This window comes from Ahrensia marina (assembly GCF_042140245.1).
Lineage (GTDB): Bacteria > Pseudomonadota > Alphaproteobacteria > Rhizobiales > MH13 > MH13.
In genome coordinates this window covers 3,638,045-3,660,880 of the sequence record NZ_CP159483.1, presented here as the reverse complement: position 1 = coordinate 3,660,880, position 22,836 = coordinate 3,638,045, and the positions used below count along the sequence as shown (strand labels likewise).

21 protein-coding genes are annotated in these 22,836 nt (G+C 57.4%); 13 read left to right on the top strand and 8 right to left on the bottom strand.

Annotated features, from left to right (window positions below; translation table 11 throughout):
- The first annotated feature begins 21 nt into the window (after positions 1-21).
- The gene (locus ABWH92_RS17715; RefSeq protein WP_375570651.1) at positions 22-861 is read left to right on the top strand and encodes a fumarylacetoacetate hydrolase family protein; all 840 of its coding nucleotides are present in this window, start codon (positions 22-24) and stop codon (positions 859-861) included.
- 55 nt (positions 862-916) lie between these two features.
- On the opposite strand, the gene ABWH92_RS17710 is transcribed toward ABWH92_RS17715, so the two are convergent.
- Positions 917-2,671, bottom strand: coding sequence for an IlvD/Edd family dehydratase (locus ABWH92_RS17710; protein WP_375570649.1), 1,755 nt, complete (start codon positions 2,669-2,671; stop codon positions 917-919).
- A 358-nt stretch (positions 2,672-3,029) separates the two neighbouring features.
- On the opposite strand from ABWH92_RS17710, the gene ABWH92_RS17705 reads away from it, so the two are divergent.
- Genes ABWH92_RS17705 through ABWH92_RS17680 form a run of 6 tightly spaced genes read left to right on the top strand, consistent with a single transcriptional unit; the run spans position 3,030 to position 10,305 of the window.
- A complete protein-coding gene (locus tag ABWH92_RS17705; RefSeq protein ID WP_375570648.1) occupies positions 3,030-4,352 on the top strand; it encodes an amidohydrolase family protein in 1,323 nt (440 codons plus the stop codon).
- 44 nt (positions 4,353-4,396) lie between these two features.
- The gene (locus tag ABWH92_RS17700; protein ID WP_375570646.1) at positions 4,397-5,380 is read left to right on the top strand and encodes a BMP family protein; all 984 of its coding nucleotides are present in this window, start codon (positions 4,397-4,399) and stop codon (positions 5,378-5,380) included.
- Between the two features lie 11 nt (positions 5,381-5,391).
- Entirely contained in the window at positions 5,392-6,762 is a 1,371-nt protein-coding gene (locus ABWH92_RS17695) for an amidase (protein ID WP_375570644.1), read from the top strand.
- Positions 6,762-8,312 carry an ABC transporter ATP-binding protein gene (locus tag ABWH92_RS17690; protein WP_375570642.1) on the top strand — a complete coding sequence of 517 codons (1,551 nt, stop codon included), beginning with the start codon at positions 6,762-6,764 and terminating at the stop codon, positions 8,310-8,312. The genes ABWH92_RS17695 and ABWH92_RS17690 overlap by 1 nt, the downstream gene beginning before the upstream one ends.
- Complete coding sequence (locus ABWH92_RS17685) at positions 8,302-9,351, top strand: ABC transporter permease (protein WP_375570641.1); 1,050 nt, start codon at positions 8,302-8,304, stop codon at positions 9,349-9,351. The genes ABWH92_RS17690 and ABWH92_RS17685 overlap by 11 nt, the downstream gene beginning before the upstream one ends.
- Positions 9,352-9,363: 12 nt before the next feature.
- Positions 9,364-10,305, top strand: a complete 942-nt coding sequence (locus ABWH92_RS17680; RefSeq protein WP_375570639.1) for an ABC transporter permease — start codon at positions 9,364-9,366, stop codon at positions 10,303-10,305.
- Positions 10,306-10,315: 10 nt separating this feature from the next.
- Here ABWH92_RS17680 and ABWH92_RS17675 read toward each other — a convergent pair whose 3' ends face one another.
- The 7 genes from ABWH92_RS17675 to hutI form a co-directional block, all read right to left on the bottom strand.
- Positions 10,316-11,842, bottom strand: coding sequence for a TRAP transporter large permease subunit (locus tag ABWH92_RS17675; RefSeq protein WP_375574285.1), 1,527 nt, complete (start codon positions 11,840-11,842; stop codon positions 10,316-10,318).
- Positions 11,843-11,865: 23 nt separating this feature from the next.
- Positions 11,866-12,360: a TRAP transporter small permease subunit gene (locus ABWH92_RS17670; RefSeq protein ID WP_375570637.1), complete on the bottom strand. Its 495-nt coding sequence runs from the start codon at positions 12,358-12,360 to the stop codon at positions 11,866-11,868.
- Between the two features lie 61 nt (positions 12,361-12,421).
- A complete protein-coding gene (locus ABWH92_RS17665; protein ID WP_375570635.1) occupies positions 12,422-13,507 on the bottom strand; it encodes a TRAP transporter substrate-binding protein in 1,086 nt (361 codons plus the stop codon).
- A 24-nt stretch (positions 13,508-13,531) separates the two neighbouring features.
- Positions 13,532-15,202: a urocanate hydratase gene (gene hutU, locus ABWH92_RS17660; protein ID WP_375570633.1), complete on the bottom strand. Its 1,671-nt coding sequence runs from the start codon at positions 15,200-15,202 to the stop codon at positions 13,532-13,534.
- Positions 15,199-15,987 (bottom strand): N-formylglutamate deformylase, encoded by a 789-nt coding sequence (gene hutG, locus ABWH92_RS17655; RefSeq protein WP_375570632.1) that lies wholly within the window; start codon positions 15,985-15,987, stop codon positions 15,199-15,201. Before hutG ends, hutU begins: the two co-directional genes overlap by 4 nt.
- Positions 15,984-17,504, bottom strand: coding sequence for a histidine ammonia-lyase (gene hutH, locus ABWH92_RS17650; protein ID WP_375570630.1), 1,521 nt, complete (start codon positions 17,502-17,504; stop codon positions 15,984-15,986). The genes hutG and hutH overlap by 4 nt, the downstream gene beginning before the upstream one ends.
- Positions 17,501-18,709 carry an imidazolonepropionase gene (gene hutI / locus ABWH92_RS17645; protein WP_375574284.1) on the bottom strand — a complete coding sequence of 403 codons (1,209 nt, stop codon included), beginning with the start codon at positions 18,707-18,709 and terminating at the stop codon, positions 17,501-17,503. The genes hutH and hutI overlap by 4 nt, the downstream gene beginning before the upstream one ends.
- A 72-nt stretch (positions 18,710-18,781) precedes the next feature.
- On the opposite strand from hutI, the gene ABWH92_RS17640 reads away from it, so the two are divergent.
- The 6 genes from ABWH92_RS17640 (at position 18,782) to ABWH92_RS17615 (ending at position 22,815) form a co-directional block, all read left to right on the top strand.
- Positions 18,782-20,149 carry a formimidoylglutamate deiminase gene (locus ABWH92_RS17640; protein WP_375570628.1) on the top strand — a complete coding sequence of 456 codons (1,368 nt, stop codon included), beginning with the start codon at positions 18,782-18,784 and terminating at the stop codon, positions 20,147-20,149.
- Positions 20,146-20,847 carry a GntR family transcriptional regulator gene (locus ABWH92_RS17635; protein WP_375570626.1) on the top strand — a complete coding sequence of 234 codons (702 nt, stop codon included), beginning with the start codon at positions 20,146-20,148 and terminating at the stop codon, positions 20,845-20,847. The genes ABWH92_RS17640 and ABWH92_RS17635 overlap by 4 nt, the downstream gene beginning before the upstream one ends.
- 97 nt (positions 20,848-20,944) lie before the next feature.
- Positions 20,945-21,619, top strand: coding sequence for a Crp/Fnr family transcriptional regulator (locus tag ABWH92_RS17630; protein ID WP_375570624.1), 675 nt, complete (start codon positions 20,945-20,947; stop codon positions 21,617-21,619).
- A gap of 99 nt (positions 21,620-21,718) precedes the next feature.
- Complete coding sequence (locus ABWH92_RS17625; protein ID WP_375570622.1) at positions 21,719-21,931, top strand: DUF2892 domain-containing protein; 213 nt, start codon at positions 21,719-21,721, stop codon at positions 21,929-21,931.
- 3 nt (positions 21,932-21,934) lie between these two features.
- Complete coding sequence (locus ABWH92_RS17620; protein WP_375570621.1) at positions 21,935-22,372, top strand: YeeE/YedE family protein; 438 nt, start codon at positions 21,935-21,937, stop codon at positions 22,370-22,372.
- Positions 22,372-22,815 (top strand): DUF6691 family protein, encoded by a 444-nt coding sequence (locus ABWH92_RS17615; protein ID WP_375574283.1) that lies wholly within the window; start codon positions 22,372-22,374, stop codon positions 22,813-22,815. The genes ABWH92_RS17620 and ABWH92_RS17615 overlap by 1 nt, the downstream gene beginning before the upstream one ends.
- The last annotated feature ends 21 nt before the right edge of the window (positions 22,816-22,836 follow it).

The following is a 22,836-nucleotide window of genomic DNA, read 5'->3' as shown; positions in this document are numbered from 1 at the left end:
TTCCAACAAAGAGAGACTTTCATGAAACTGATGCGCATCGGTCAGCCTGGCCAAGAGCGTCCCGCTGCTTTGGATGCTGAGGGCAAGGCCCGTGATTTGTCCGGCCATGTGGGCGATATTGCAGGCGCTGCTATCACACCAGAGGGCATTGCTAAACTGCAGGCGCTCGACCTCAGCACGCTGCCGGAATTGGACGTTGATCGCATTGGGCCCTGCGTGGGCGGTGTTGGTAAGTTTATCTGCATCGGTCTCAACTATGCCGACCACGCCGCTGAAAGCGGCATGGAGGTACCGCCAGAACCCGTCATGTTCATGAAGGCGACCAGCGCGATCTGCGGCCCCAATGATGATGTGCTTGTTCCTCGGGGGAGCGACAAGTGCGACTGGGAGGTTGAGCTTGGTGTCGTGATTGGCAAGGGCGGCGTCTATATCGATGAAGCGAATGCCATGGAGCACGTCGCTGGCTATTGCGTGATCAACGATGTCTCCGAGCGCACCTTCCAAATCGAACGCGCTGGCCAGTGGGTAAAAGGTAAGTCAGCCGACACGTTCGGCCCGATCGGCCCTTGGTTGGTCACACGTGATGAGGTGGCTGACCCCCAAAATCTGTCCATGTGGCTCGAAGTTGATGGCACCCGTTATCAAAATGGTTCGACCACAACCATGGTCTACGGCGTGCAACATCTGGTGCACTATGTCAGCCAGTTCATGTCGCTTCAGCCGGGCGATGTGATTTCCACCGGTACGCCCCCAGGTGTTGGTATGGGGCTGAAGCCGCAGAAGTGGCTGAATGGCGGGGAAACCATGCGATTGGGGATCGAAGGTTTGGGCGAGCAAACGCAGAACGTACGCCGAGCCTAACAGAACCGACCGAAACAACAAAAAGCCCCTTGCACACAAGCAAGGGGTTTTTTCATCAGTGGTTATCGCGCGGCAGGTTGCGTGCGATGCGCTGATAGGCGGTGGCGAGTTCAAGGCACCCGCCTTCTGCAAGCTGACCCACATTGGCGCGGTAGATCTCCTGCCATGGCGTTTGGTGCTCAAGCTCCGGTTCTGTCCATGCCTCGCGGCGCGCCTGCCATTCTTCGTCCGGCACAACCGCGTTAAGCGTCCCAGATTTGAGATCGAGCCGAACCGTGTCGCCGGTTTGCAGCAGCGCCAGTCCGCCACCTACAACCGCTTCGGGTGAGGCATTGAGAATAGACGGGCTTTCCGAGGTGCCCGATTGGCGACCATCGCCCGCCGTCGGCAGGTGGTTGATCCCTTGCTGGATCAGAGCGTCGGGCGGCTGCATGTTCACCACCTCCGCGGAGCCAGGATAGCCGACGCACCCCACATTGCGGATGAAGAGCATGGTGTGATCGTCGATGGCCAAGGAGTCATCGTTGACCCGATCATGATAATCCTCCGGCCCTTCGAAAACGACGGCCTTTGCCTCAAACACTTCATCCTGCAGGAAGCGGGTGCGGAAATCGTCCGAGATCACCGACGTCTTCATCAGCGCGCTGTCAAACAGATTGCCGGAGAGGACAACGAAGCCAGCTTTCTCGCGCAGCGGGTTGGCCACGGTTGTAATGACATCATGATCCTCACTGCGTGCACCGTTCAACGCTTCGGTGACCGGCTTGCCACTTGCGGTCATGATGTCGCCGTGCAGGCGCCCTGAGGCCAGAAGCTCACCCATCACGGCTGGTACGCCGCCAGCGCGATAAAAGCTCTCGCCCAGATGCGTGCCTGCAGGCTGCACATTGACGATCAGCGGTAGATCAAAACCAACCGTCTGCCAGTCGGTCACGTCCAGTTCCACGCCGGCATGGCGCGCAATCGCCTGCAAGTGCGGTGGGGCGTTGGTGGAGCCACCGATCGCGGTGTTGACGCGGATCGCGTTTTCAAACGCTTTGCGGGTCAAAATGTCGGAAGGCTTCAAATCCTCATACGCCATCTGCACAGCACGTTTGCCTGTTTCAAAGGCCATCGCCATGCGCTCGCGGAAGGGGGCTGGGATCGCCGAGGAGCCGGGCAACGTCATGCCCAAGGCTTCGGCCATCGCGTTCATGGTTGAGGCCGTGCCCATGGTGTTGCAATGACCGAGCGAGGGTGCAGAGGCACAGGCCCGGTTCATGAACTCATCATAGTCGATCTTGCCTTCGGCGAGCAGGCGGCGCGATTCCCAAATGATGGTACCTGAGCCAGCCCGTTTGCCCTTCCACCACCCGTCGAGCATTGGACCGCCGTTAAGCGCGATGGCGGGGATGTCCACGGTGGCTGCGCCCATCAATTGGGCAGGTGTGGTCTTGTCGCAACCAGTTGTCAGCACCACCGCATCAATGGGGTAACCGTGCAGAACCTCAACAAGGCTCAGATAGGCAAGGTTTCGATCCAGTGCGGCTGTTGGGCGCTTGCCAGTTTCCTGGATGGGGTGCACCGGGAATTCCATAGGAATTCCACCAGCATCGCGGATGCCGGCTTTGATGCGATCCATCAGGAACAAATGAATCTTGTTGCATGGCGCAAGGTCTGAGCCGGTGTTGGCGATACCGATCACCGGGCGACCTGACTGCAACTCCTCGCGCGTGAAGGTCTGGTTCTGATAGCGCTCCAGATAAAGCGCGGTCATGCCCGGGTTGTTGGGATTGTCGAACCATTCCTGGGATCGAAAACGCTTGCTCACAATCAAATACTCCCGCCAGGCAACTGCACGTGTCCCTGGCTCTGTCATAAACACTGTTGCCCAATGCTATTGCAGTCACTGAGGTGATGCTAGGTCGAGTTCAAGATCACGCACAGATCGATTGCGTTGCAGCCCTCACCATGACCGCATGAACAGGCTGGCATCGCGGCTATTGATCTCGGGAGCGGTGGACTCCGAACGAAACTGTCTTTTCTGTGGGCAAGCCTGTTATTTGGGCATGTAGGTTTGTGCCACGCACATTGACTCACCTCTGGCGTGGCGCGATCATGTACGCTCATATTTTTTGAGCGTGCCGTTTTGTCTTTGCCTCTTTCTTTTGCCCTAGGTGGCGACGGCCATGCTTGATCTGGTCATCCGCAACGCTCGCATCCACCGTTCGGTTGATGCAGCAAACAACAGCGACACGCCCAGTACTGTTGATATCGCGGTTGTCGATGGACAAATCATGGGCATCGAACCTCACATCGCAGGTGATGCGGCCAAAGAAATTGACGCGGGCGGTTATCTGGTTGCCCCACCTTTCGTAGACCCGCACTTCCATATGGATGCGACGCTCAGCCTTGGCATTCCGCGTCTCAATGTGTCGGGTACGCTGCTTGAAGGCATCGCGCTTTGGGGCGAGCTGAAACCTCAGTTGACGCAAGATGCGGTAATCGAGCGGGCACTGCGTTATTGCGACCTGGCTGTTTCGCAAGGGCTGCTGAGCATCCGCAGCCACGTGGATATCTGTGACGATCGGCTGCTGGCTGTTGATGCCTTGTTGGAGGTGAAGAAGCAGGTTGCTGGCGCTATCGACCTTCAACTGGTGGCTTTCCCGCAAGATGGTCTTTATCGCTCGCCCAATGCCGAGGCCAACTTGGTGCGCGCGCTTGATAAGGGTGTGGACGTGATTGGTGGCATCCCGCACTTTGAACGCACCATGGCTGATGGTGCGCGCTCGATCGTTCGGCTTTGTGAGTTGGCCGAACAGCGCGGTTTGCCCGTCGATATGCACTGCGATGAAACCGATGATCCCCAGTCACGTCATATCGAAACGCTAGCTGCTGAAACAACACGGCTCGGTTTGGGTGAGCGTGTTGTTGGTTCGCACTGCACCTCGATGCACTCCTTTGACAACTACTACGTCACCAAGCTGTTGCCGTTGATCGCTGAAAGCGGCATGCAAATTATTCCAAACCCACTGATAAACATCACGCTGCAAGGCCGCTCAGATACGTACCCCAAGCGCCGTGGCTTGACGCGGGTTGCTGAGCTTCGCGATGCAGGCGTGAATGTTGCGTTTGGTCAGGATTGCTGCATGGATCCCTGGTATCCTCTGGGGTCCGGCGACATGCTGGAAGTCGCCCACATGGCCGTGCACGCATTACCCATGACATCGCGCCACGGCATGGCATGGGCATTCGATGCTGTAACCGTCAACGGCACCAAAGCAATGGGTCTACCCGACAGCAGCCTGCGTGTTGGCGGTCCTGCCTCTATGGTGGTGCTTCAAGCACGCGATCCAATCGAAGCGGTGCGCATGAAGCCAACGCGCTTGTATGTCATCCGCGAAGGACGCGTTTTGGCCGAGACTGCTGAACGCCAGGCCACGCTTCACCTAGAGGGCCGTTCCAAAACCCTCAATCCTGCCGACTATGCGCCGCCGCTTTCTGGCGGCTGAGATATTTCGCTCCCAACTCTGCTTTTCAAAGAAGGATTTCCATCATGAGCTTCAAGATAACACGACGTACCGCGCTTTTAGGCGCAGCCAGCACCCTGGCGATGCCAGCCATTCTGCGCAACGCCTACGCTATGGATGCCGTGAAGGTTGCTGGTGTTCACAACAGCCCAGTGGAAAACGCCTGGAACTCGCGTATTCATCTGGCGCTTCAGCAGGCCGCTGAGGCTGGTAAGATCACCTATGAGTTTTCTGAAGCTGTGGCGGCGACGGACTACCCGCGCGCGATGCGTGAATACGCCGAGTCAGGCGTTCAACTGATCTGGGGCGAGTCGTATGCTGTCGAGAACGAAGCACGTGAAGTGGCCGCCGACTATCCCGATGTTGCGTTCCTGATGGGCTCATCCGGTGGACCTGAGGGTGATAATTTCGGCGTTTTCGGAACCCGCAATCATGAGGCCGCCTATCTAGCGGGCATGTTGGCAGGCAAGATGTCCGAAACCAACACGTTCGGGTCTGTGGGTGGCTTCCCAATTCCGGAGGTAAATCTTTTGATCAACGCGTTCCGCGCTGGTGTGTCGGAGGTGAACGCAGACGCAACATTCCTCAACGGCTTCATCGGTGCCTGGTTCGACCCAGCACGTGCCAAAGAAGCAGCTCTGGCCCAGATCGATGCCGGTGCCGATATTCTGTTTGGTGAGCGCATCGGTACGGCAGACGCGGCCCAGGAGCGTGGCATCAAAGCCATCGGCTCGTTGATCGACTACACGCCACGCTATCCTGAAACTGTGTTCGCCAATGCCATCTGGAATTATGGTCCAACCATCGATGCCATCGTGGCCGATGTGATCGCTGGCAATCCGGTTGGCAAGGACTACACCGAATTCTCCTTCATGAAACATGGCGGCAATGAGCTGATCTTCGTCGAAGACATGGTGCCTACTGACGCCATCCCAGCGATGGAAGCAAAGCGCGCCATGATTGAAGCTGGCGATTTTGATGTGCCGATCGACAATGAAGAGCCTGCCTAAGGCGCGCTCACGTGCAAGATGCTACAGCTCTCGCCGCGGTAGTCGCGGCGGGGGAAACAACGTCTGAAGAGCTTATGCGCGCTTCGTTGGATCGCGCCGAAAGCTCCACAGACATTGGTGCGTTCGTGCGTTTCGAACCAGAGCTTGGCTTAGCAGCAGCGCGTGCATCCGATGTGGCGCTTGCTTCTGGTCAAACCACTGGTCCTTTCTATGGTCTTCCGTTCTTGGCCAAAGATCTTGGCGGGTACAGCAAAGGACTGATGCCGACTGCGGGATCAGCTGCGCTTGCCAAACGTAGCGAAGACCCTGCTGACGATGACGCGCTTTTTGCAGCATTTCGAACAGCAGGGCTTGTCCCTTTCGGTCTAACAACTGTGCCAGAATTTGGTCTGGCATTGACAAGTGAGCCATTGGACCAGAGCCCTGCGCGCAACCCATTCGACACCAACCTCTCTCCTGGCGGATCTTCGGGTGGTGCGGCTGCCGCTGTAGCTGCGGGTGTTGTCGCTTTGGCTCACGCCACGGATGCTGCCGGCTCAATCCGCGTTCCGGCGGCATGCTGTGGGCTGGTGGGCCACAAGGCCTCGCGGCATCGTGTTCCGGGGGCACCGCATTTCAACAATCATCTGATGGGCATCGCCAGCGAGTTGGTTGTTGCCCGCAGTGTGAGAGATGCTCGCGCATTGTTTGAAGCCGTGCGCTTAGACTGCCCGAATTCTGAAACATCAGTTCAACGACTTGGGATCTGTGTGCCCAGACTGACCAGCGCCGCCACCTCCGCCAAAATGCATGAGCTGGCTCGCGCCTTGGAAGCCATCGGCATAGAGGTCGTGATGCAACCCTCGCCAGATGGGTTAGGCGATCGTGCGATGGCACTTGCGGGAACCATCTTCGCGGCCTCGCTTGCAAGTTGGTTGGACAGCTTCGGCGTGAGTGAGGATGAGGTGACGCCAATCTGTGCGGCTGTTGCGGCACGGGGCCGCGCAATGGCGGCGCCAACACTGTTTGACGCGCACACCGACTTGGTCCGGTTAGCCCATGAGAGCCAAGCCTTGTTTGCCGACGTGGACGCGTTGGTGATGCCTGTGCTTTCTGATGGTCCGCCAGCAGTTGGTTCCTTTGATCCTAACCAGACAGATCCCGATGCGCGGTATGCCCAGATGAATGCGGTCGCTCCGAATGTTGCTTTGGCAAATGTTGCTGGCCTGCCGTCCCTTGCCATGCCCTTTGGCATGATGCCCGCGCCTCGCGATCACATACCGTTCGGTTTTCAGATTATGGGACCGGCGAACAGCGATGAGGCGCTTTTTGAGCTTGCCGCTCGTATCGAAGCGCTCGCGCCTTCTATATCTTTTCCTTATCCAATTGCTGGCTTCAACTGATGTCGCGAAAACAGGTTCTTTCGCTGAGTAACATCACCATGCGCTTTGGTGACTTGGTGGCCAATGATGCCATCACCATCAACCTCACTGAAGGTGAAATTCTCGCCCTACTCGGCGAGAATGGCGCTGGCAAAACGACGCTTATGAACATCCTGTTTGGCCACTACACCGCGGATGAAGGAGCGGTGGAAGTGTTCGGGCAGCGCTTGCAACCCGGCAAGCCACGCGCTGCGATCGATGCAGGCGTTGGTATGGTCCACCAGCACTTTACGTTGGCAGGCAACCTCACCGTGCTTGAGAATGTGATGCTCGGCTCTGAGCCTCTAAGGCTTATGAAAAGCCAACGCAAAGGCGGGCGGGACAAGCTCCTGGCATTGGCCGAGCGCTTTGGTTTGCCCATTGATCCCGATGCCCGTGTCGGTTCGCTTTCCGTTGGCGAGCGTCAACGGGTTGAAATCCTCAAAGCGCTCTATCGCGATGCCAGAATCTTGATCCTGGACGAACCGACCGCAGTGCTTGCAAGGCCAGAGGCGGAACGTCTCTTTGAGACTCTGCGCGACATGGCCCAAGACGGTCTTTCCATCGTTTTTATCTCCCACAAGCTGCACGAGGTAATGGCTGGATCGGATCGTGTCACGGTGCTGCGAGGAGGCAAGGTGGTGGCAGAGCGAGCAACCACTGAAACGTCACCTGCGGAGTTGGCTGAGCTTATGGTTGGCCGCCAGGTCAAACGGCCCGAGCGTACCGAGCAGCTTGCAGGTGAGCCGGTTCTTGTTGCCAAAAGCGTTAGCGTCGGCCCGCCTGATGCGCGTTCTCTGGATGACATAGCCATGGAGGTTCGCGCTGGCGAAATTCTCGGTATCGTCGGTGTGTCAGGCAACGGACAAGCGGCGCTCGGCGCGCTTTTGGGTGGTCTTGAGATCCCGAGTGACGGTCAGTTGCATTTTCACGGCGTGAATGGAGAACCCCAGGACCTTGCAAGAATGGCCCCGCGCGAAAGGGTCAAAGCAGGCATTGGGCGGGTGCCGGAAGATCGGCATGCCGAGGGTGTCGTTGGTGAGTTCACCGTTTGGGAAAATGCGGTTCTAGAGCAGCTGACAAGTCGAAGCTTTTCTGCTGCGGGCTTCGTGCGGCAAGCTGCTGGGCAGGATCATGCCAAGCAACTCATCGAAACGTATGACATTCGCGGAGCCAGCCCTGCGACACGCACTCGCCTGCTATCGGGTGGCAATATGCAGAAGCTTATCTTAGGGCGAGTTTTGGCTGCCAACCCGTGTTTCATTCTGGCCAACCAGCCGACGCGAGGTCTGGACGAAGGCGCGATTGCAGCGGTGCATGCCCATTTGTTGAAAGCGCGCGAGGAGGGGGCTGCTATTCTCTTGATCACGGAGGAACTGGAAGAAGCCACCGCGCTTGCTGATCGTGTGCAAGCTATCGTGAAGGGCAAGCTTTCGAAGCCGGTCGCCGCCGAAGAAGCGGACGCGCGAACTCTTGGTCTGATGATGGCAGGTCATTGGGATGCCACGGAGGATCACTCCGATGCGGCTTGAACGACGCACAGACGTGCCGGTCTATCTGGTTGCTACAGCGCCGCTGGCTGCCATTGTCGCAGCCCTGGTTTTGGGCTCGGTGCTGATTGGTATGGCTGGGGTCAATCCTTTGGGCGCGTACGCGCACCTTATCGATGGCGCCTTTGGTTCGCGCCTGGCCATCACCGAAACGCTAACGCGCGCAACGCCTCTCATCCTCACCGGCCTTGCAGCCGCTGTCGCATTCAGGTGCCGTCTTTGGAACATCGGTGGTGAAGGCCAGTTTTACGTTGGTGCTCTGATGACGGCATGGCTTGGCCATTCCATCGTCACTATTCTGCCTGCGCCTTTGGCTTTTGCGGTTATCGTGGCGAGCGGCATGTTCGTCGGCGCGCTGTTACTTGCCGGGCCAGCGCTGATGCGGCTGAAGTTTGGAGTCGACGAGGTTGTCACCACACTGCTTCTCAACTTTGTGGTGATCCTGTTCATCGGCCTCATGATTGAAGGGCCAATGCGTGATCCACTTGCGTTCGGTTGGCCGCAGTCGGTGCCTGTTGATCGATCTTTGCGGCTACCTGATTTGGTGGAGCGCTCGCGCCTTCATGTCGGGCTGCTCATCGCGTTGGCCGCCGCGCTGATCATTTGGCTTGTGCTCGCTCGAACACGCTTTGGGCTTGAAAGCCGCGCGGTCGGCCTCAATGCCAAGGCTGCATCGTTTGCCGGCATCTCTCTGCCTCGCACAATCCTTGGCACAGCCTTTCTCTCCGGCGGCCTGGCAGGGCTTGCTGGCACCGTTGAGGTCCTCGGAGTGACAGGCAATGTCACCACGACACTGTCACCGGGCTATGGCTATTCGGGCATTGTCGTGGCCATGCTCGCTGCGCTTCACCCTCTTGGCGTGGTTGCAGCGGCGGTCTTCGTTGCCACCATCTTTGTGGGCGCAGATGCCATGGCACGAGCAACGGGTGTGCCAAGTTTCATCGCCGACGTCATCATGTCGGTCAGCCTTTTATGCATGCTGGTGGCGTTGCTTTTCACCAGCTACCGCGTGCGGCGTTAGGAGGCACAGGATATGGGCGAAGCCATAGACATCCTGACCAGCGCTAGCCTTTGGGCCGCAGTGCTACGTATCGCAACACCACTGATCTTCGGTGTTTTGGGTGCACTTCTTTGCGAACGCTCAGGTGTTCTCAATCTCGGCATCGAAGGCATTATGACCATGGGCGCCATGGTCGGTTGGTTGACAGTGTTTCTGGGCGCCGATCTCTGGACAGGGCTCATCGTTGCCGCTTTATCGGGCGCAATGATGGGTCTTTTGCATGCGATGCTGACTGTGCCCCTGGGCCTCTCTCAACACGTGTCCGGGCTGGGGATCACCCTGTTTGCATCATCGCTCTCCTACTACCTCTATCGCTTGATCGTTGAGGTCGGCAACTTACCACCAACCATTGAACCCTTCCGTGCGCTGTCCATTCCCGTACTCTCCAATCTGCCTTTTATCGGCGAGGTTTTGTTCCAGCAAAGCGCGCCCACCTATCTGGCTCTTCTGGCCGTTGCCATCCTTGCCTATGTCCTGGCACGCACTCCACTTGGCCTTGCAATCCGCATGACCGGAGAGAACCCCCACGCTGTCGATGCACAAGGGCTGGACCCGATTATGATCCGTATCGGTGCCGTTATGGCTGGGTCAGCCTTGATGGCCGTTGGTGGCGCCTTCCTCACTATGGCAGCGTTCAACAGCTTCTTCCCTGAGATGGTGCAGGGCAGGGGCTGGATATGCATTGCGCTGGTTGTTTTTGCCTCGTGGCGCCCCGGCAAAGCGCTCCTAGGCGCGTTGCTTTTTGCATTTTTCGATGCGTTCCAACTGCGGCTGCAAACCTCAGTCGAGGGCGTGCCCTACCAGTTGTTCCTGATGGCGCCTTACATCTTGTCCATTGTTGCGCTGATTCTGGTGGCGCGTCGCGCGCAAGTGCCCGAAGCGCTCATGGCGCCCTATCGGCGGGGCGAGCGGTAAGAGCGTGCTCCTAAAATATCGCTGACGGCAACCAAGTCGCGATCATTGGGAACGTCCAGATGAGCAACACGCCCACGGCCTGCAGTGCGATAAAGGGCGCAACCCCCGCATAGATATCTGTGGTGGCGACTTCCTTGGGAGCGGCTCCTCGCAGATAGAACAGCGAAAACCCAAACGGTGGGGTGAGGAAGCTAGTTTGCAGATTGATGGCAATCAGAACGCCCAGCCAAATAGGATCGTGGCCCATCAGGATAAGGCTGGGTGTCACCAGCGGCAGGACGATCACTGAGATTTCAACGAAATCCAGGAAGAAACCCAAAACAAAAATGAAGAGCATGCAAAAGAGCAATGCACCGGTCGCACCGCCTGGCATTTCTGCCAGTAGATCAGCCACCCGCTCTTCTCCACCCAACCCAATGAACACGAGTGAAAAGATGCCTGCCGCGAGAATGGTGGCGAAGATCATCGCCGTCATGGTCAGCGTTGATGTCATGGCATCGTGGATCACCCTTTCGCGCACACTAGCGCGCACAGCAAAGAAAATTGCAACGGCACCAATCACCACCAGAACCGCGTAAACCGCGCCAGCCAGGTAAGCGCTTGTGTTCAGATCGGTTCGTTGCAGACGCACGGGAAAAAGCCCAGCAAGGATGCCAACCGCAACAAGGGACGCTGTTCCCAAGAGGATGAGACGTCGGTCTACGCCTAACCGGTAGCCAGCCATCAACAATGTGCCGACGGCACCAACCGAAGCCGCTTCGGTTGGCGTGGCGATGCCACCGAGGATGGACCCAAGCACCGCGACGATCAAAAGGACAGGAGGTACAACAGCCCGCACCACTTCAGCGCGTCCAGGTTTGGCCAGGTCACTGGGGGCAGGGGGCATATCACCCGGCCGCACAGCTCCGCGCACGAGAATGTAAAGAAGATAGAGGCCAACAAGCAGCAACCCAGGCAACAAAGCTGCCGCGAAGAACTGTCCAACCGAAAGCGCCTGCACAGAGAAGGTGCCCTGTTCATACTGCGCCTGTTGATAGGCGTTTGACATTACGTCAGCTAAGATGATGAGCAGCGTGGAGGGTGGAATAATTTGCCCCAGCGTTCCAGACGTGCACACGATACCGCTGGCAACGCTCTTGCTGTAACCCGCCCTCAACATGGTTGGCAGAGCGATCATGCCCATGGCTACAACCGTCGCGCCGACAATCCCGGTGGATGCCGCCAGAAGTGCGCCAACCAGAACCACCGAGATGCCAAGGCCACCGCGCAACTGGCCAAACAGGCGGCCCATTGTATCAAGCAGCTCCTCGGCGATACGGCTTTTCTCCAGGATTGCGCCCATCAGAACAAACAAGGGAATGGCTATTAGCACCTGGTTGCTGATGAGACCGAACACGCGTTGGCCCATGGCACCAAGCAGCGAGATATCCATAACGCCCAACGTCCAGCCCAAATAGGCGAAGGCGATGCCGATGCCGGCGATGCTAAAGGCGACGGGAAAGCCAAGAAGAATGGCGACGATCAACGCCGCAAACATGATCAGGTCAAGATACTCAGCCACTAGGTTGTCTTTCCAAAGAGGAGACGAACCAGCGACGAGACCGATTGCAAAATTACAAGAATGCAGAAAAGCGGGATCAGCGTCTTCAGCAGAAAGACACCTTTGATTCCACCAACAGACAGCGGTCCTTCAAAGATAGCCCAAGCATTCCTCACCGATGGCCACGACCAGTAGAGAAGCGCCAACATCGACGGGAGCAAAAGGAAGAGGTGGCCAAAAACATCGATCCGCCGACGGGTCTGCGGCGTGGCTTTGGCATAAAACACATCAACGCGCACATGCTTATCAACCAACAGCGTATAGCCCGCACCCAACATGAACAAGGTAGCGTGGAGGTAGAGCACGCTTTCCTGCACGGCGATGGAATTGACGCCAAAGATATAGCGGCCAAGCACGATGGCGAATTGGACAAGAACCATGAAGAGCGCCAGCCACCGCAGAACATGCGCGGTGGTCGTGTTGATCTGATCGATCACAGCCGCAATGCGTTCCATGAGCCCTCCGCGGCCATTTGATGAAGGCGTGCGCTGAGCGGCGCACGCCTTCTCTTGGTGTTTAGTAGCCCATAATGCCAGCGCGGGCATTCATCTGACCATTGTCGGCATAGGTCATGTACCCGCCAACGCTATCGCGATAGGCCACAAAGCTCTCGGTGATCTCTTTGACCAGATCGTCATCATCCTGACGCAGCTCATCGATCACCTCGCCAGCAGCAACGCCCATGGCTTCGATCACATCTTCTGGGAACATTTTCACCATGACACCATGCTCGGCGACCATGCTCTGCAAAGAGAGCGCATGCTTTGTGGTGTATTCAGTCCACACCGGATTGTAGAGGCTCTCGCACGCAAAGCTGACAGCTTGCTTCAAGTCATCCGGCAGGCCGTTAAAGACATCTGCGTTCACGCCGCATTCTTCAGCTGAGGATGGCTCGCCAACGCCCGGCCAATAGTAGTTTTTGGCAACTTGGTAGTAGCCCAAAGCACTATCAGTCCACGGACCGATGAACTCACCGGCATCCAAAACGCCAGTTTGCAGAGCTTGGAACATGGCTGGACCCGACATCGCTTCGGTTGCCATACCAAGTTTGGTGGCCATTTCAGAGGCCAGACCTGTGGTGCGGAACTTCAGACCACGTAAGTCTTCAGCGGAGTTGATTTCATCGCGGAACCAACCGCCCCATTGAGGTCCTGAGTTGCCACAGAGGAACGGCTTGATACCGAACCGACCATACATCTGGTCGTAGAGCGCTTGGCCACCGCCATGGTAGAGCCAGCCGAACTGCTCATCCGCACGCAGGCCAAAAGGCTGCGAACCGAAAAGCAAAATACCTTTGGACTTTGAACCCCAATAGGCGGGCACCGCATGGTAAAGCTCAGCTGTGCCTTCGCTAACGGCATCGAAAACGCCACGACCTGGAACCAACTCACCAGCGGCGAAAAGAGTGACTTCAATGCGCCCACCCGACAATGTGGTGATGCGGTCAGCAAGGTTTTGGGCGGCGACCCCTGGTCCAGGCAGGTTTTTCGGCCAGGCCGTTACCATCTTCCATTGGCGGATATCCTGCGCGATAGCAGGCGTGGCCAACGCCGTTGCCGCGGCACCAACCGCGCCAGCCTTCAAAAATGTCCGTCTTTCCATGGGTCATTCTCCGTTTTGGTGGGTTCAACCTAGTATTGCGGGCAGCTTCAGCCCGTTTTCCTGCGCACAGGCGCGCGCGGTTTCGTATCCAGCATCCGCGTGGCGCCATACACCGCTGGCCGGGTCGTTCCAAAGAACCCGTTCAATCCGTTTGGCCGCCTCTGGTGTTCCGTCCGCACAGATCACGACACCGGCATGCTGACTGAAGCCCATGCCAACCCCTCCGCCATGGTGGAGGCTTACCCAAGTTGCACCTGAGGCCGTGTTCACCAGCGCGTTGAGCAACGGCCAGTCACTGACGGCATCTGAGCCATCAAGCATGGCTTCGGTTTCACGATTTGGGGACGCAACAGAGCCGCTGTCCAAATGATCTCGGCCGATGACGATGGGCGCTTTCAGCTCGCCGCTCGCCACCATTTCGTTGAAAGCCAGTCCGGCGCGATGGCGATCACCCAGCCCGACCCAAGCGATCCGCGCTGGTAGGCCCTGAAACGCGATACGGTCCTGCGCCATATCCAGCCAGTTGTGCAGATGAGCATTGTCTGGGAAGAGCTCTTTCATCTTCGCGTCGGTTTTGTAGATGTCCTCCGGATCACCCGACAGAGCACACCAACGGAATGGCCCGATACCACGACAGAACAGAGGGCGGATGTAGGCTGGCACAAAGCCTGGGAAGGCAAAGGCGTTTTCCAAGCCCTCTTCTAGTGCGACCTGGCGAATGTTGTTCCCATAATCGAGCGTTGGCACGCCGGCGTTCCAGAAATCGACCATGGCCGCCACGTGCGTTTTCATGCTTGCGCGCGCCGCTTTTTCGACCTCTTTGGGCTCGCTTTCCTGCTTGGCTTTCCATTCAGCAATCGTCCAACCTTGAGGAAGATAGCCATGTGTTGGATCATGTGCTGACGTTTGGTCCGTCACGATGTCGGGGCGGATACCACGGGCATAAAGGTCCGGGAAAATGTCAGCTGCGTTGCCAAGCAATGCGACAGACTTGGCCTCGCCAGCTTTCGTCCAGCGCTCGATCATCGCCAACGCCTCGTCGAGACTGTCGGTTTTTTCGTCGATGTAGCGGGTACGCAGGCGAAAATCGATGCTGTCTGGATTGCACTCAACAGCAAGGCAACACGCCCCAGCCATGACGGCTGCAAGTGGCTGTGCACCACCCATTCCACCCAGACCGGCGGTAAGGATCCACTTGCCTGTCAGATCACCTTTATAGTGCTGACGGCCCGCTTCCGCGAAGGTCTCATAGGTCCCTTGAACGATGCCTTGGCTTCCGATGTAGATCCAAGACCCTGCGGTCATCTGGCCATACATGGCCAGACCCTTCTTATCGAGTTCGTTGAAATGATCCCATGTCGCCCATTGCGGCACCAGATTGGAGTTCGCGATCAAAACCCGCGGTGCATCGCTGTGGGTTTTGACCACTGCAACCGGCTTGCCGGATTGAACGACCAGCGTCTCGTCTTCCTCAAGCTCTTTGAGGCTGTCGACGATCAGATCAAAGTCTTTCCACGTTCGTGCGGCCCGCCCGATTCCACCATAGACCACAAGTTCGTGCGGGTTCTCGGCCACATCGGGGTGAAGATTGTTCATCATCATCCGCAGCGGCGCTTCCGTCATCCAGCTTTTGGCATTCAGCTCTGATCCTGTCGGTGGATAGATATCGCGGCTGTTCCGGCGGGGGTCGCTCATTGAGGCTTCCAGTTATGCAAAGTTTGAAGGATCGTTTTCAGATGGCCGCGAAGACTCTCGGCCAGCGCTGGCTCATAGGTCCATGGCGGCTGCTCAAGCATGTAGGTGGATTGCGCCAGCTCCATCTGGATCGCGTGCCAGCCATCCAAAGGGCGTCCGTAGTGGCGTGTCGTCCAGCCGCCTTTGAAGCGGCCATTGATAGTTGCACTAAAACCTTGGGCGTCTGCACAGATGTCGCCGACCGCTTTCTCAATTGTGCTGTCGCAGGTGGTGCCGAGGTTCGTGCCGATATTGAAATCTGGCAATGTGCCATCAAACAGGAACGGGATGTGTGAACGGATCGAGTGGCAATCGTAAAGGATGGCGAACCCATGAAGATCGCGTACGCGGGCGAGCTCAGCTTCCAGTGCGGTATGATAGGGCGCATGATAGAGAGCCTGACGACGCGCAACCTCTGCGGCGTCAGGTTCTTGGCCGTCGTAGTAGATCGTGTTGCCGTCGAAATCGGTGGTTGGACAAAGGCTGGTGGTGTTTTGTCCAGGGTAGAGACTTTGCCCACTTGGGTCGCGGTTCACATCGATCACATAGCGATGAACTGTGGTGCGAACGCATGAGACGTTCTCGATCAATCCTGCGTAAAGATCGTGAATGTGCCAGTCGGTGTCAGCGATCTCGAGGCCGCGCTGGTTTAAACGCGCAGCACAGTCTTCGGGCAGATCAGTGCCGGTGTGCGGCAGGCCCAGAACCAATGGGCTTGAACCCGGTGTAACCTCAAGAAACGTCAATACGCCAACACCACATCAGTTGCTTTGGTCAGCTCCCCTTTAGCCACCAAGGCAGCGGCGGCGTGAATATCAGTAGAGAGATATCGGTCCTCGCCCAGTGGCGGCACGGCGGTGCGCAGTTTGGCGATTGCCGTCTGCAAGCGCGGCGAGGTTTCAAGCGGCGCGCGGGCGGCAATGCCTTCAGCACCACAGATCGCCTCAACAGCCAGAATGACTGACAGGTTTTGCGTCATTTTTCGCAGGCGTCGTGCCCCGTGGGCTGCCATGCTGACATGGTCTTCCTGGTTGGCAGAGGTCGGTGTGCTGTCGGTTGAGCACGGGTTTGCCAGATGTTTGTTCTCGCTCATCAGCGCGGCTGATGTGACCTCAGCGATCATCAAACCGGAGTTGAGGCCGGGGTCAGGCGTTAGAAATGGTGGCAGGTCAAAAGACAGAGCAGGATCAACCATCAGCGCGATCCGGCGCTGCGCAATGGCGCCCACTTCGGATACGCCAAGCGCAATCATATCGGCAGCAAAAGCGACAGGCTCCGCATGGAAGTTGCCGCCAGAAACAATCTCACCAGTCGATGACAAAACAAGCGGGTTATCGGTGACGGCGTTCGCTTCTGTTTCCAGTGTTTGCGCTGCAAAGCGAAACATGTCGAGGGCGGCGCCAGTGACCTGCGGCTGACAGCGAATGCAATAGGGGTCCTGCACGCGGCTGTCGCCATCGCGATGACTTTCGCGGATAGCGCTGCCTTGCATCAAGTTGGCCATGGCCTCGGCCACGCCTATCTGGCCACGATGGCCACGCAGTTGATGGATTTGCGGTGTCAGCGGGGCGGTTGACCCCATAATGGCATCGGTAGACATGGCCGATGTCACGATCGAGTTGCTCGCCATACGCCAAGCATCGAACAGGCCCGCCAATGCACATGCAGTTGAAAACTGGGTGCCGTTGATCAGTGCCAGGCCTTCCTTGGGCCCAAGGACCAAAGAAGTGAGATTGGCGCGCTCCAAAGCTTCCCCGCCAGGCATGCGAGTGCCATCGAAAAAAGCTTCACCTTCCCCGATAATCACCGCCGCCATATGCGCCAGTGGGGCGAGATCACCCGATGCTCCAACAGAGCCCTGGACCGGTACGACTGGGATGACGCCCCGTTCGAGCATCGCTTCGATCAGCGCACACAAATCCCACCGAACGCCGGAGGCGCCGCGACCAAGCGACAAAAGCTTGAGTGCCATCATAAGTCGCGTTGTTGGCTCTTCCAGAGGCTCGCCAACGCCGCAGCAGTGCGAAAGGACCAAGTTGCGTTGAAGACGCGAGGTATCTTCAGCGGGAATTTTGACGGAGGCCAGTTTCCCAAAACCAGTGTTCACCCCGTAGACTGCTTGGTCACCCAGTGAGGCCCGCAGGACGGCTGCAGCTGAGGCATCGACGCTTTCTTTGGCGGACGGGGTGAGGCGGGCAATGCCGTCACCGCGCCAAAGGGTTTCCAACTGAGCGATAGATGTTGCGCCTGGCTCTAGGATCATCGCTCCATCACTCCACCAAAAACACGGGTGTGGAGCGGGTTGATCCCGATGCCATAGGCAAGTTCTCCTGGCTCCTCGATATTCCAGATCGCCAAGTCAGCTCGTTTACCTGTCGCGATGACACCGCAATCATCCAGTCCCAAAGCGCGCGCGGCATGGCATGTGGTGCCTGCAAGTGCCTCTGCCGGAGTGAGGCCAAACAGCGTGCAGGCCATGTTCATAGCCAGTAAGAGCGATCCCAACGGTGACGAGCCCGGGTTCCAGTCAGTGGCAACAGCCATTGGAACATGGTGGTCGCGAAAAGCCTGCACAGGCGGTTTTTGTGTCTCATGCAGGGTGTAGAAAGCACCCGGCAACAGCACCGCGGTGCTTCCTGCCTGCGCCATGGCTTTGGCATCAGCATCGGTGGCGTATTCCACATGATCCACGGACAGCGCACCGAACTGGGTGGCCAAAGGTGTGCCACCAATGTTGCTTAGCTGGTCCGAGTGCAGCTTGACCGGCAAGCCTAGCGCTTGCGCCTTCTCGAAGACGCGCTCGATTTGGGTGGCGCTGAACGCGATGCCTTCACAGAAGCCATCCACCATATCCACCAAACCTTCAGCATGGGCGGTTTCAAGCGCCGGGATGCACACCGTATCGATGTAGACATCGGCATCCATCCCATCGGGCACCGCATGGGCGCCAAGGAACGTGGTGATCACACGGACTGGGCGCTGCTCCCCGATCTTGCGAGCCACACGCAACATCTTCAGTTCCGTGTCATAATCAAGCCCGTAGCCTGATTTGATCTCGATAGCTGACACACCCTGCGCGATCAAAGCGTCAGCGCGTACCAGCGCCGCATGCAGCAAGTCGACTTCGCTTTGGTTGCGGGTCGCCGAAACGGTCGAGACGATGCCGCCACCCGCGCGGGAGACGTCCTCATAGCTGGCTCCGTTGAGACGCATCTCAAACTCGCGTGCGCGAGTGCCGCCATAGACGATGTGGGTGTGACAATCGATGAGGGCCGGCGTGATCAGTCGACCTCCGCACGGTTTTTCTTCGAGGTCTGTGTAGTGCTCCGGTCGGTCTCCAGATGGCCCTATCCAAGTAATATGGCCATCTACGACGACAAGCGAAGCATCCCGAACCAATCCGTATCCGTCGTTACCAGGCGCCATTGTGGCGACCGTGACATCGACAAGAACGTAGGGGTTGAGCATGGGTTGTTCCACATAAAGATCGTGCTTATCATTAATATGTAGATACATATTGTTGTCAATGGAGTCGCGGCTTTGCAAATCATCGAAGCAAAACAGGTGCTTACACCCAAAGGCTGGAAAGCTGACTTGCAGGTCCACATTGGTGACGATGGACGCATTGAGCGTGTGCGAGAACGGGGCGCTTCATCAGCTCTAACAGTCGATCTTTTGCTGCCAGCTCCTACCAATCTGCACAGCCATGCGTTTCAGCGCGCAATGTCGGGCCTGACCGAAGCACGTGGCCCCGATCCGAGCGACAGTTTTTGGACGTGGAGGCGATTGATGTACCGGTATCTTGATCAGCTTACGCCAGACCATGTGCAGACAATCGCTGAGATGGTTTTTATGGAGATGCTGGAAACTGGCTATGCCAGCGTTGCTGAGTTCCACTATCTGCACCATGGCGTCGGCGGCGCGCCCTATACCAATCAGGCTGAGATGTCCGAGCGCATCGTGGCAGCAGCGCAGAACACCGGGATCGGGCTTACCCTTTTGCCTGTGCTTTATCAGTTTGGTGGATGCAACAAACGCGCATTGGAAGGTGGGCAACGGCGTTTCGGGTGCACGCCAGATCGTTTCGTTGAGCTGCACGCCCAGGCATTGGCAGCAATCAAAAAAGGCGGGGCCGATTTTTCCATCGGCGTGGCCCCGCACTCTTTGCGTGCGGTTGATGAGGATGGTCTTGCTGCAACTCTGTCGTTGACCGGTGAAGGGCCTATTCACATGCATTTAGCCGAGCAGATTGCAGAGGTAGAAGAAGTCCAGGCTCACACCGGTGCGCGCCCAACAAAATGGCTGCTCGAGAATTATCCGGTTGATGCCAACTGGTGTCTTATTCACTGCACGCAGATGTCGCCAGACGAGACAAGAGGCTTGGCACAAACCGGTGCCGTTGCTGGGTTGTGCCCCATCACCGAGTTGAGTCTGGGAGATGGGATTTTCAATGGTATCCAGTATCTTGGCGAGGGTGGAGCTTTTGGCGTTGGTTCAGATTCCAACATCCATATTTCTCTCTTCGATGAGTTACGCACTCTGGAATATTCCCAACGCCTGCGCGATCGCTCTCGCGCTGCTTTGGCCACCCAGGTCAAATCAACCGGTCGCGTTCTTTTTGAAGGTGCTGTTCAAGGTGGCGCTCAAGCAGCTAAGAGAGCATCTGGTGAAATCATCGAAGGCGCTTGGGCTGACCTCATAGGGATCAGCACCGACAATCCATGGCTTTGCAGCCGCCAAGGTGACACAGCGCTCGACAGCTTGATATTCGGCGGCCACGGGAATGATTGCATTGAACATGTGTGGAGTGCAGGCCGCCATATGGTGTCCAATGGTCTGCATTCAGATCGAGAGCGTATCATGCGAGCTTTCCAATCCACTGTTGAACAGTTGGGCCAAGACATTTGACCACCGCCAATCGCCTTTCCTGGACCGATGTCCGCGATCACATCCACGCCCAGATATTGGACCGGACCTATCGTCCCGGCGACAAGCTACCCCGTGATGAGGATATCGCTAGAGACCTCGGGTGCGCGCGCAGTACAGTGCAGCGGGCCATGCAGGATTTGTCAGACGCAGGCATCGTGGAGCGCAAGCGCAAGGGTGGCACCCAGGTGCGCACCGATCCGGTAACCCGCACCACGCTGGATATCCCCATCACTCGAAAGGAAGTGGAGCAACGCGGCGGCATCTATGGCTACCAGCTGTTGAACCGTATCGTTGAAGACATCGCACCATGGGTGCGCGCCAATTTTGCCCTAAGCCAGCCGACAACAATGCTGCATGTGGATGCTTTGCACCTGGCCGACCAACGCCCCTACATTTTGGAAGATCGGTGGATTAGCACCGAAACATCTCCTGAAATTCTCGACGTTGATTTGGCCGCCAACAGTGCCAATGAGTGGCTGGTGCGCAACAAGCCCTACACACGCTGTGACCTGCGGTTTTACGCCGTTGAGGCCGATCAAAAGACAGCAGACAAACTGGCCGCACCGCTTGGCGCCGCACTGTTGGTGATTGAGCGAAGCACCTGGATCGACAAGCATCCCATCACCACGGTGCGGGCTGTGACCAGACCTGGTTACCAGCTCCTGACACAAAACTAGTGCTTTCTGGCCTCTTCGTTTCAAACCGTTGAGCAAGGTCAACGGCAAACGGGCTCTTACCGCTACTGTTTTGTGATCGCCGAAAGGATTGTCTCCAGTGACCATTCACGATCATCAGTTGCCGTTTCTTCAACGCCTGCCCGAAGAGCTGAAAGCACATATCATTCGCCATGCGCGCTTGCAGCATGTGAAGGCTGGTACAGAGGTTTTTGGTCCGGGTAATCCGGCGGAAAACCTTTATCTCTTGGTCTCAGGCACGTTGCGTGTGCAGAAGCTCGCTGAGACTGGTCGGGAAATGGTGCTCTATCGCGTGCATGCCGGAGAAAGCTGTATCTTGACGACGGCGTGCTTGCTTGCCCATGAGGACTACGCTGCAAGCGGCCTTGCCGAAACCGACCTTGATGTCGTTGTCATCCCACAAGCGGTGTTTGACGACCTGGTCTCAACATCGGATGCTTTTCGCAATCTCATTTTCAAAGCCTATTCGCATCGGATCACGGACTTGCTGACCGTTATCGAGGAGGTGGCCTTTCGCCGTGTCGACCTTAGACTGGCCGCCAAGCTGCTGGAGATGGCCGATCAAAGCGATGATGTGAACGCCACGCATCAAGATCTCGCCATCGAACTGGGAACGGCGCGTGAGGTGATCTCGCGGCAATTGCAAGAGTTTCAGCGGCGCGGTTGGCTATCGCTTGGCCGAGGCACACTGACATTGATTGACAGAGCTGCCCTCGACCGTTTTGCCCACAGCAGCGATCACGCAGCCGCTTAAAGCTGATCCTCCACTCGATCCTTGTGTGACTTGGTTACAGACGGCTGACTATGGCGGCCGTTATAGCGCCGGCACACAATCGATAAGGGATCAATGGACATGAGCATCAATGTTGGAAATGCCGACCGCGTTGTTCGCGGGCTGGTTGGGCTGTTTTTGATTGCCGCACCGTTTTTGGGACTGTTCGGCTTGGCGGCCAGCGGAACGGTTTCTTACGTGATGATCGCAGTGGGTCTCGTGCTTGTCGGCACGGCTGCTTTCCGCTTTTGCCCGGCCTATCGCCTGCTTGGCCTTTCAACCTGCCGGAGTTGAGTGTTGGTCACAGAGTTCACCCCTATAGCCTCGCTCGCCGGCGGGCTGTTAATCGGCGCTGCGAGTGTACTGTTGATGGCCGTGCGCGGGCGCATTTTCGGTGCGACTGGCATTTTGGCTGGGCTGCTAACGCCCGCTGATCGGTCTGATTGGACATGGCGTGCGCTTTTGCTTGCCGGGGTGGTGACGGGGCCCATTGTCCACAAGCTGCTCTTTGGTGACATGCCAACGATCCAGGTGCCTATGAGCACAGCCGCATTGATCATCGGGGGAGTTATTGTCGGCGTTGGTGTAACCTATGGGGCCGGTTGCACATCAGGTCATGGTGTGTGCGGCATGGCACGCCTATCCAGGCGCTCGATCATGGCAACGCTTACCTTCATGGTGACCACGGGGCTCACCGTTTTTGCAGTCCGCCACCTGTTTGGAGGTGCGATATGATGCGTCATCTCTTCACCTATTTGATTGGTCTGATTTTTGGAGTCGGCATTTCTCTGTCCGGCATGGCCAATCCTGCCAAAGTGATCAACTTTTTCGACGTTGCCGGGACTTGGGACCCAAGTCTTGCGTTTGTTATGGGAGGCGCTTTGCTGGTGACCTTCATCGGCTATCGCATCGTTCTGAAGCGCGAGCGCCCAGTCTGCGAGCCAACTTTCGATATCCCAACCCGCCGCGACCTTGATGCCCGCTTGATCGGTGGTTCGGCTCTCTTTGGCGTTGGATGGGGCATCGCTGGTTTCTGTCCTGGCGGAGCACTGCCAGCGCTTGGAACGCTTGATCCCAATGTTTTTGTTTTCACACTGGCACTGGTGGTGGGAATATTTGCCGCGCGCAGTTTGATGCGCCTGACGGCGCAGCGCCAAGCCAAACCCAAACCAATTTGAAAGCCAAAGGGAGGTAGAACG

Bases quoted from the DNA above. Each gene is read 5' to 3' on its own strand.
- ABWH92_RS17615 (WP_375574283.1), top strand. From the start codon at position 22,372: ATGCGTCATCTCTTCACCTATTTGATTGGTCTGATTTTTGGAGTCGGC.
- ABWH92_RS17700 (WP_375570646.1), top strand. From the start codon at position 4,397: ATGAGCTTCAAGATAACACGACGTACCGCGCTTTTAGGCGCAGCCAGC.
- ABWH92_RS17665 (WP_375570635.1), bottom strand. From the start codon at position 13,507: ATGGAAAGACGGACATTTTTGAAGGCTGGCGCGGTTGGTGCCGCGGCA.
- ABWH92_RS17625 (WP_375570622.1), top strand. From the start codon at position 21,719: ATGAGCATCAATGTTGGAAATGCCGACCGCGTTGTTCGCGGGCTGGTT.
- ABWH92_RS17675 (WP_375574285.1), bottom strand. From the start codon at position 11,842: ATGTTTGCGGCGTTGATCGTCGCCATTCTTCTTGGCTTTCCCGTCGCC.
- ABWH92_RS17705 (WP_375570648.1), top strand. From the start codon at position 3,030: ATGCTTGATCTGGTCATCCGCAACGCTCGCATCCACCGTTCGGTTGAT.
- ABWH92_RS17670 (WP_375570637.1), bottom strand. From the start codon at position 12,360: ATGGAACGCATTGCGGCTGTGATCGATCAGATCAACACGACCACCGCG.
- hutI (WP_375574284.1), bottom strand. From the start codon at position 18,709: ATGCTCAACCCCTACGTTCTTGTCGATGTCACGGTCGCCACAATGGCG.
- hutU (WP_375570633.1), bottom strand. From the start codon at position 15,202: ATGAGCGACCCCCGCCGGAACAGCCGCGATATCTATCCACCGACAGGA.
- ABWH92_RS17685 (WP_375570641.1), top strand. From the start codon at position 8,302: ATGCGGCTTGAACGACGCACAGACGTGCCGGTCTATCTGGTTGCTACA.
- ABWH92_RS17690 (WP_375570642.1), top strand. From the start codon at position 6,762: ATGTCGCGAAAACAGGTTCTTTCGCTGAGTAACATCACCATGCGCTTT.
- hutH (WP_375570630.1), bottom strand. From the start codon at position 17,504: ATGATCCTAGAGCCAGGCGCAACATCTATCGCTCAGTTGGAAACCCTT.
- ABWH92_RS17715 (WP_375570651.1), top strand. From the start codon at position 22: ATGAAACTGATGCGCATCGGTCAGCCTGGCCAAGAGCGTCCCGCTGCT.
- ABWH92_RS17680 (WP_375570639.1), top strand. From the start codon at position 9,364: ATGGGCGAAGCCATAGACATCCTGACCAGCGCTAGCCTTTGGGCCGCA.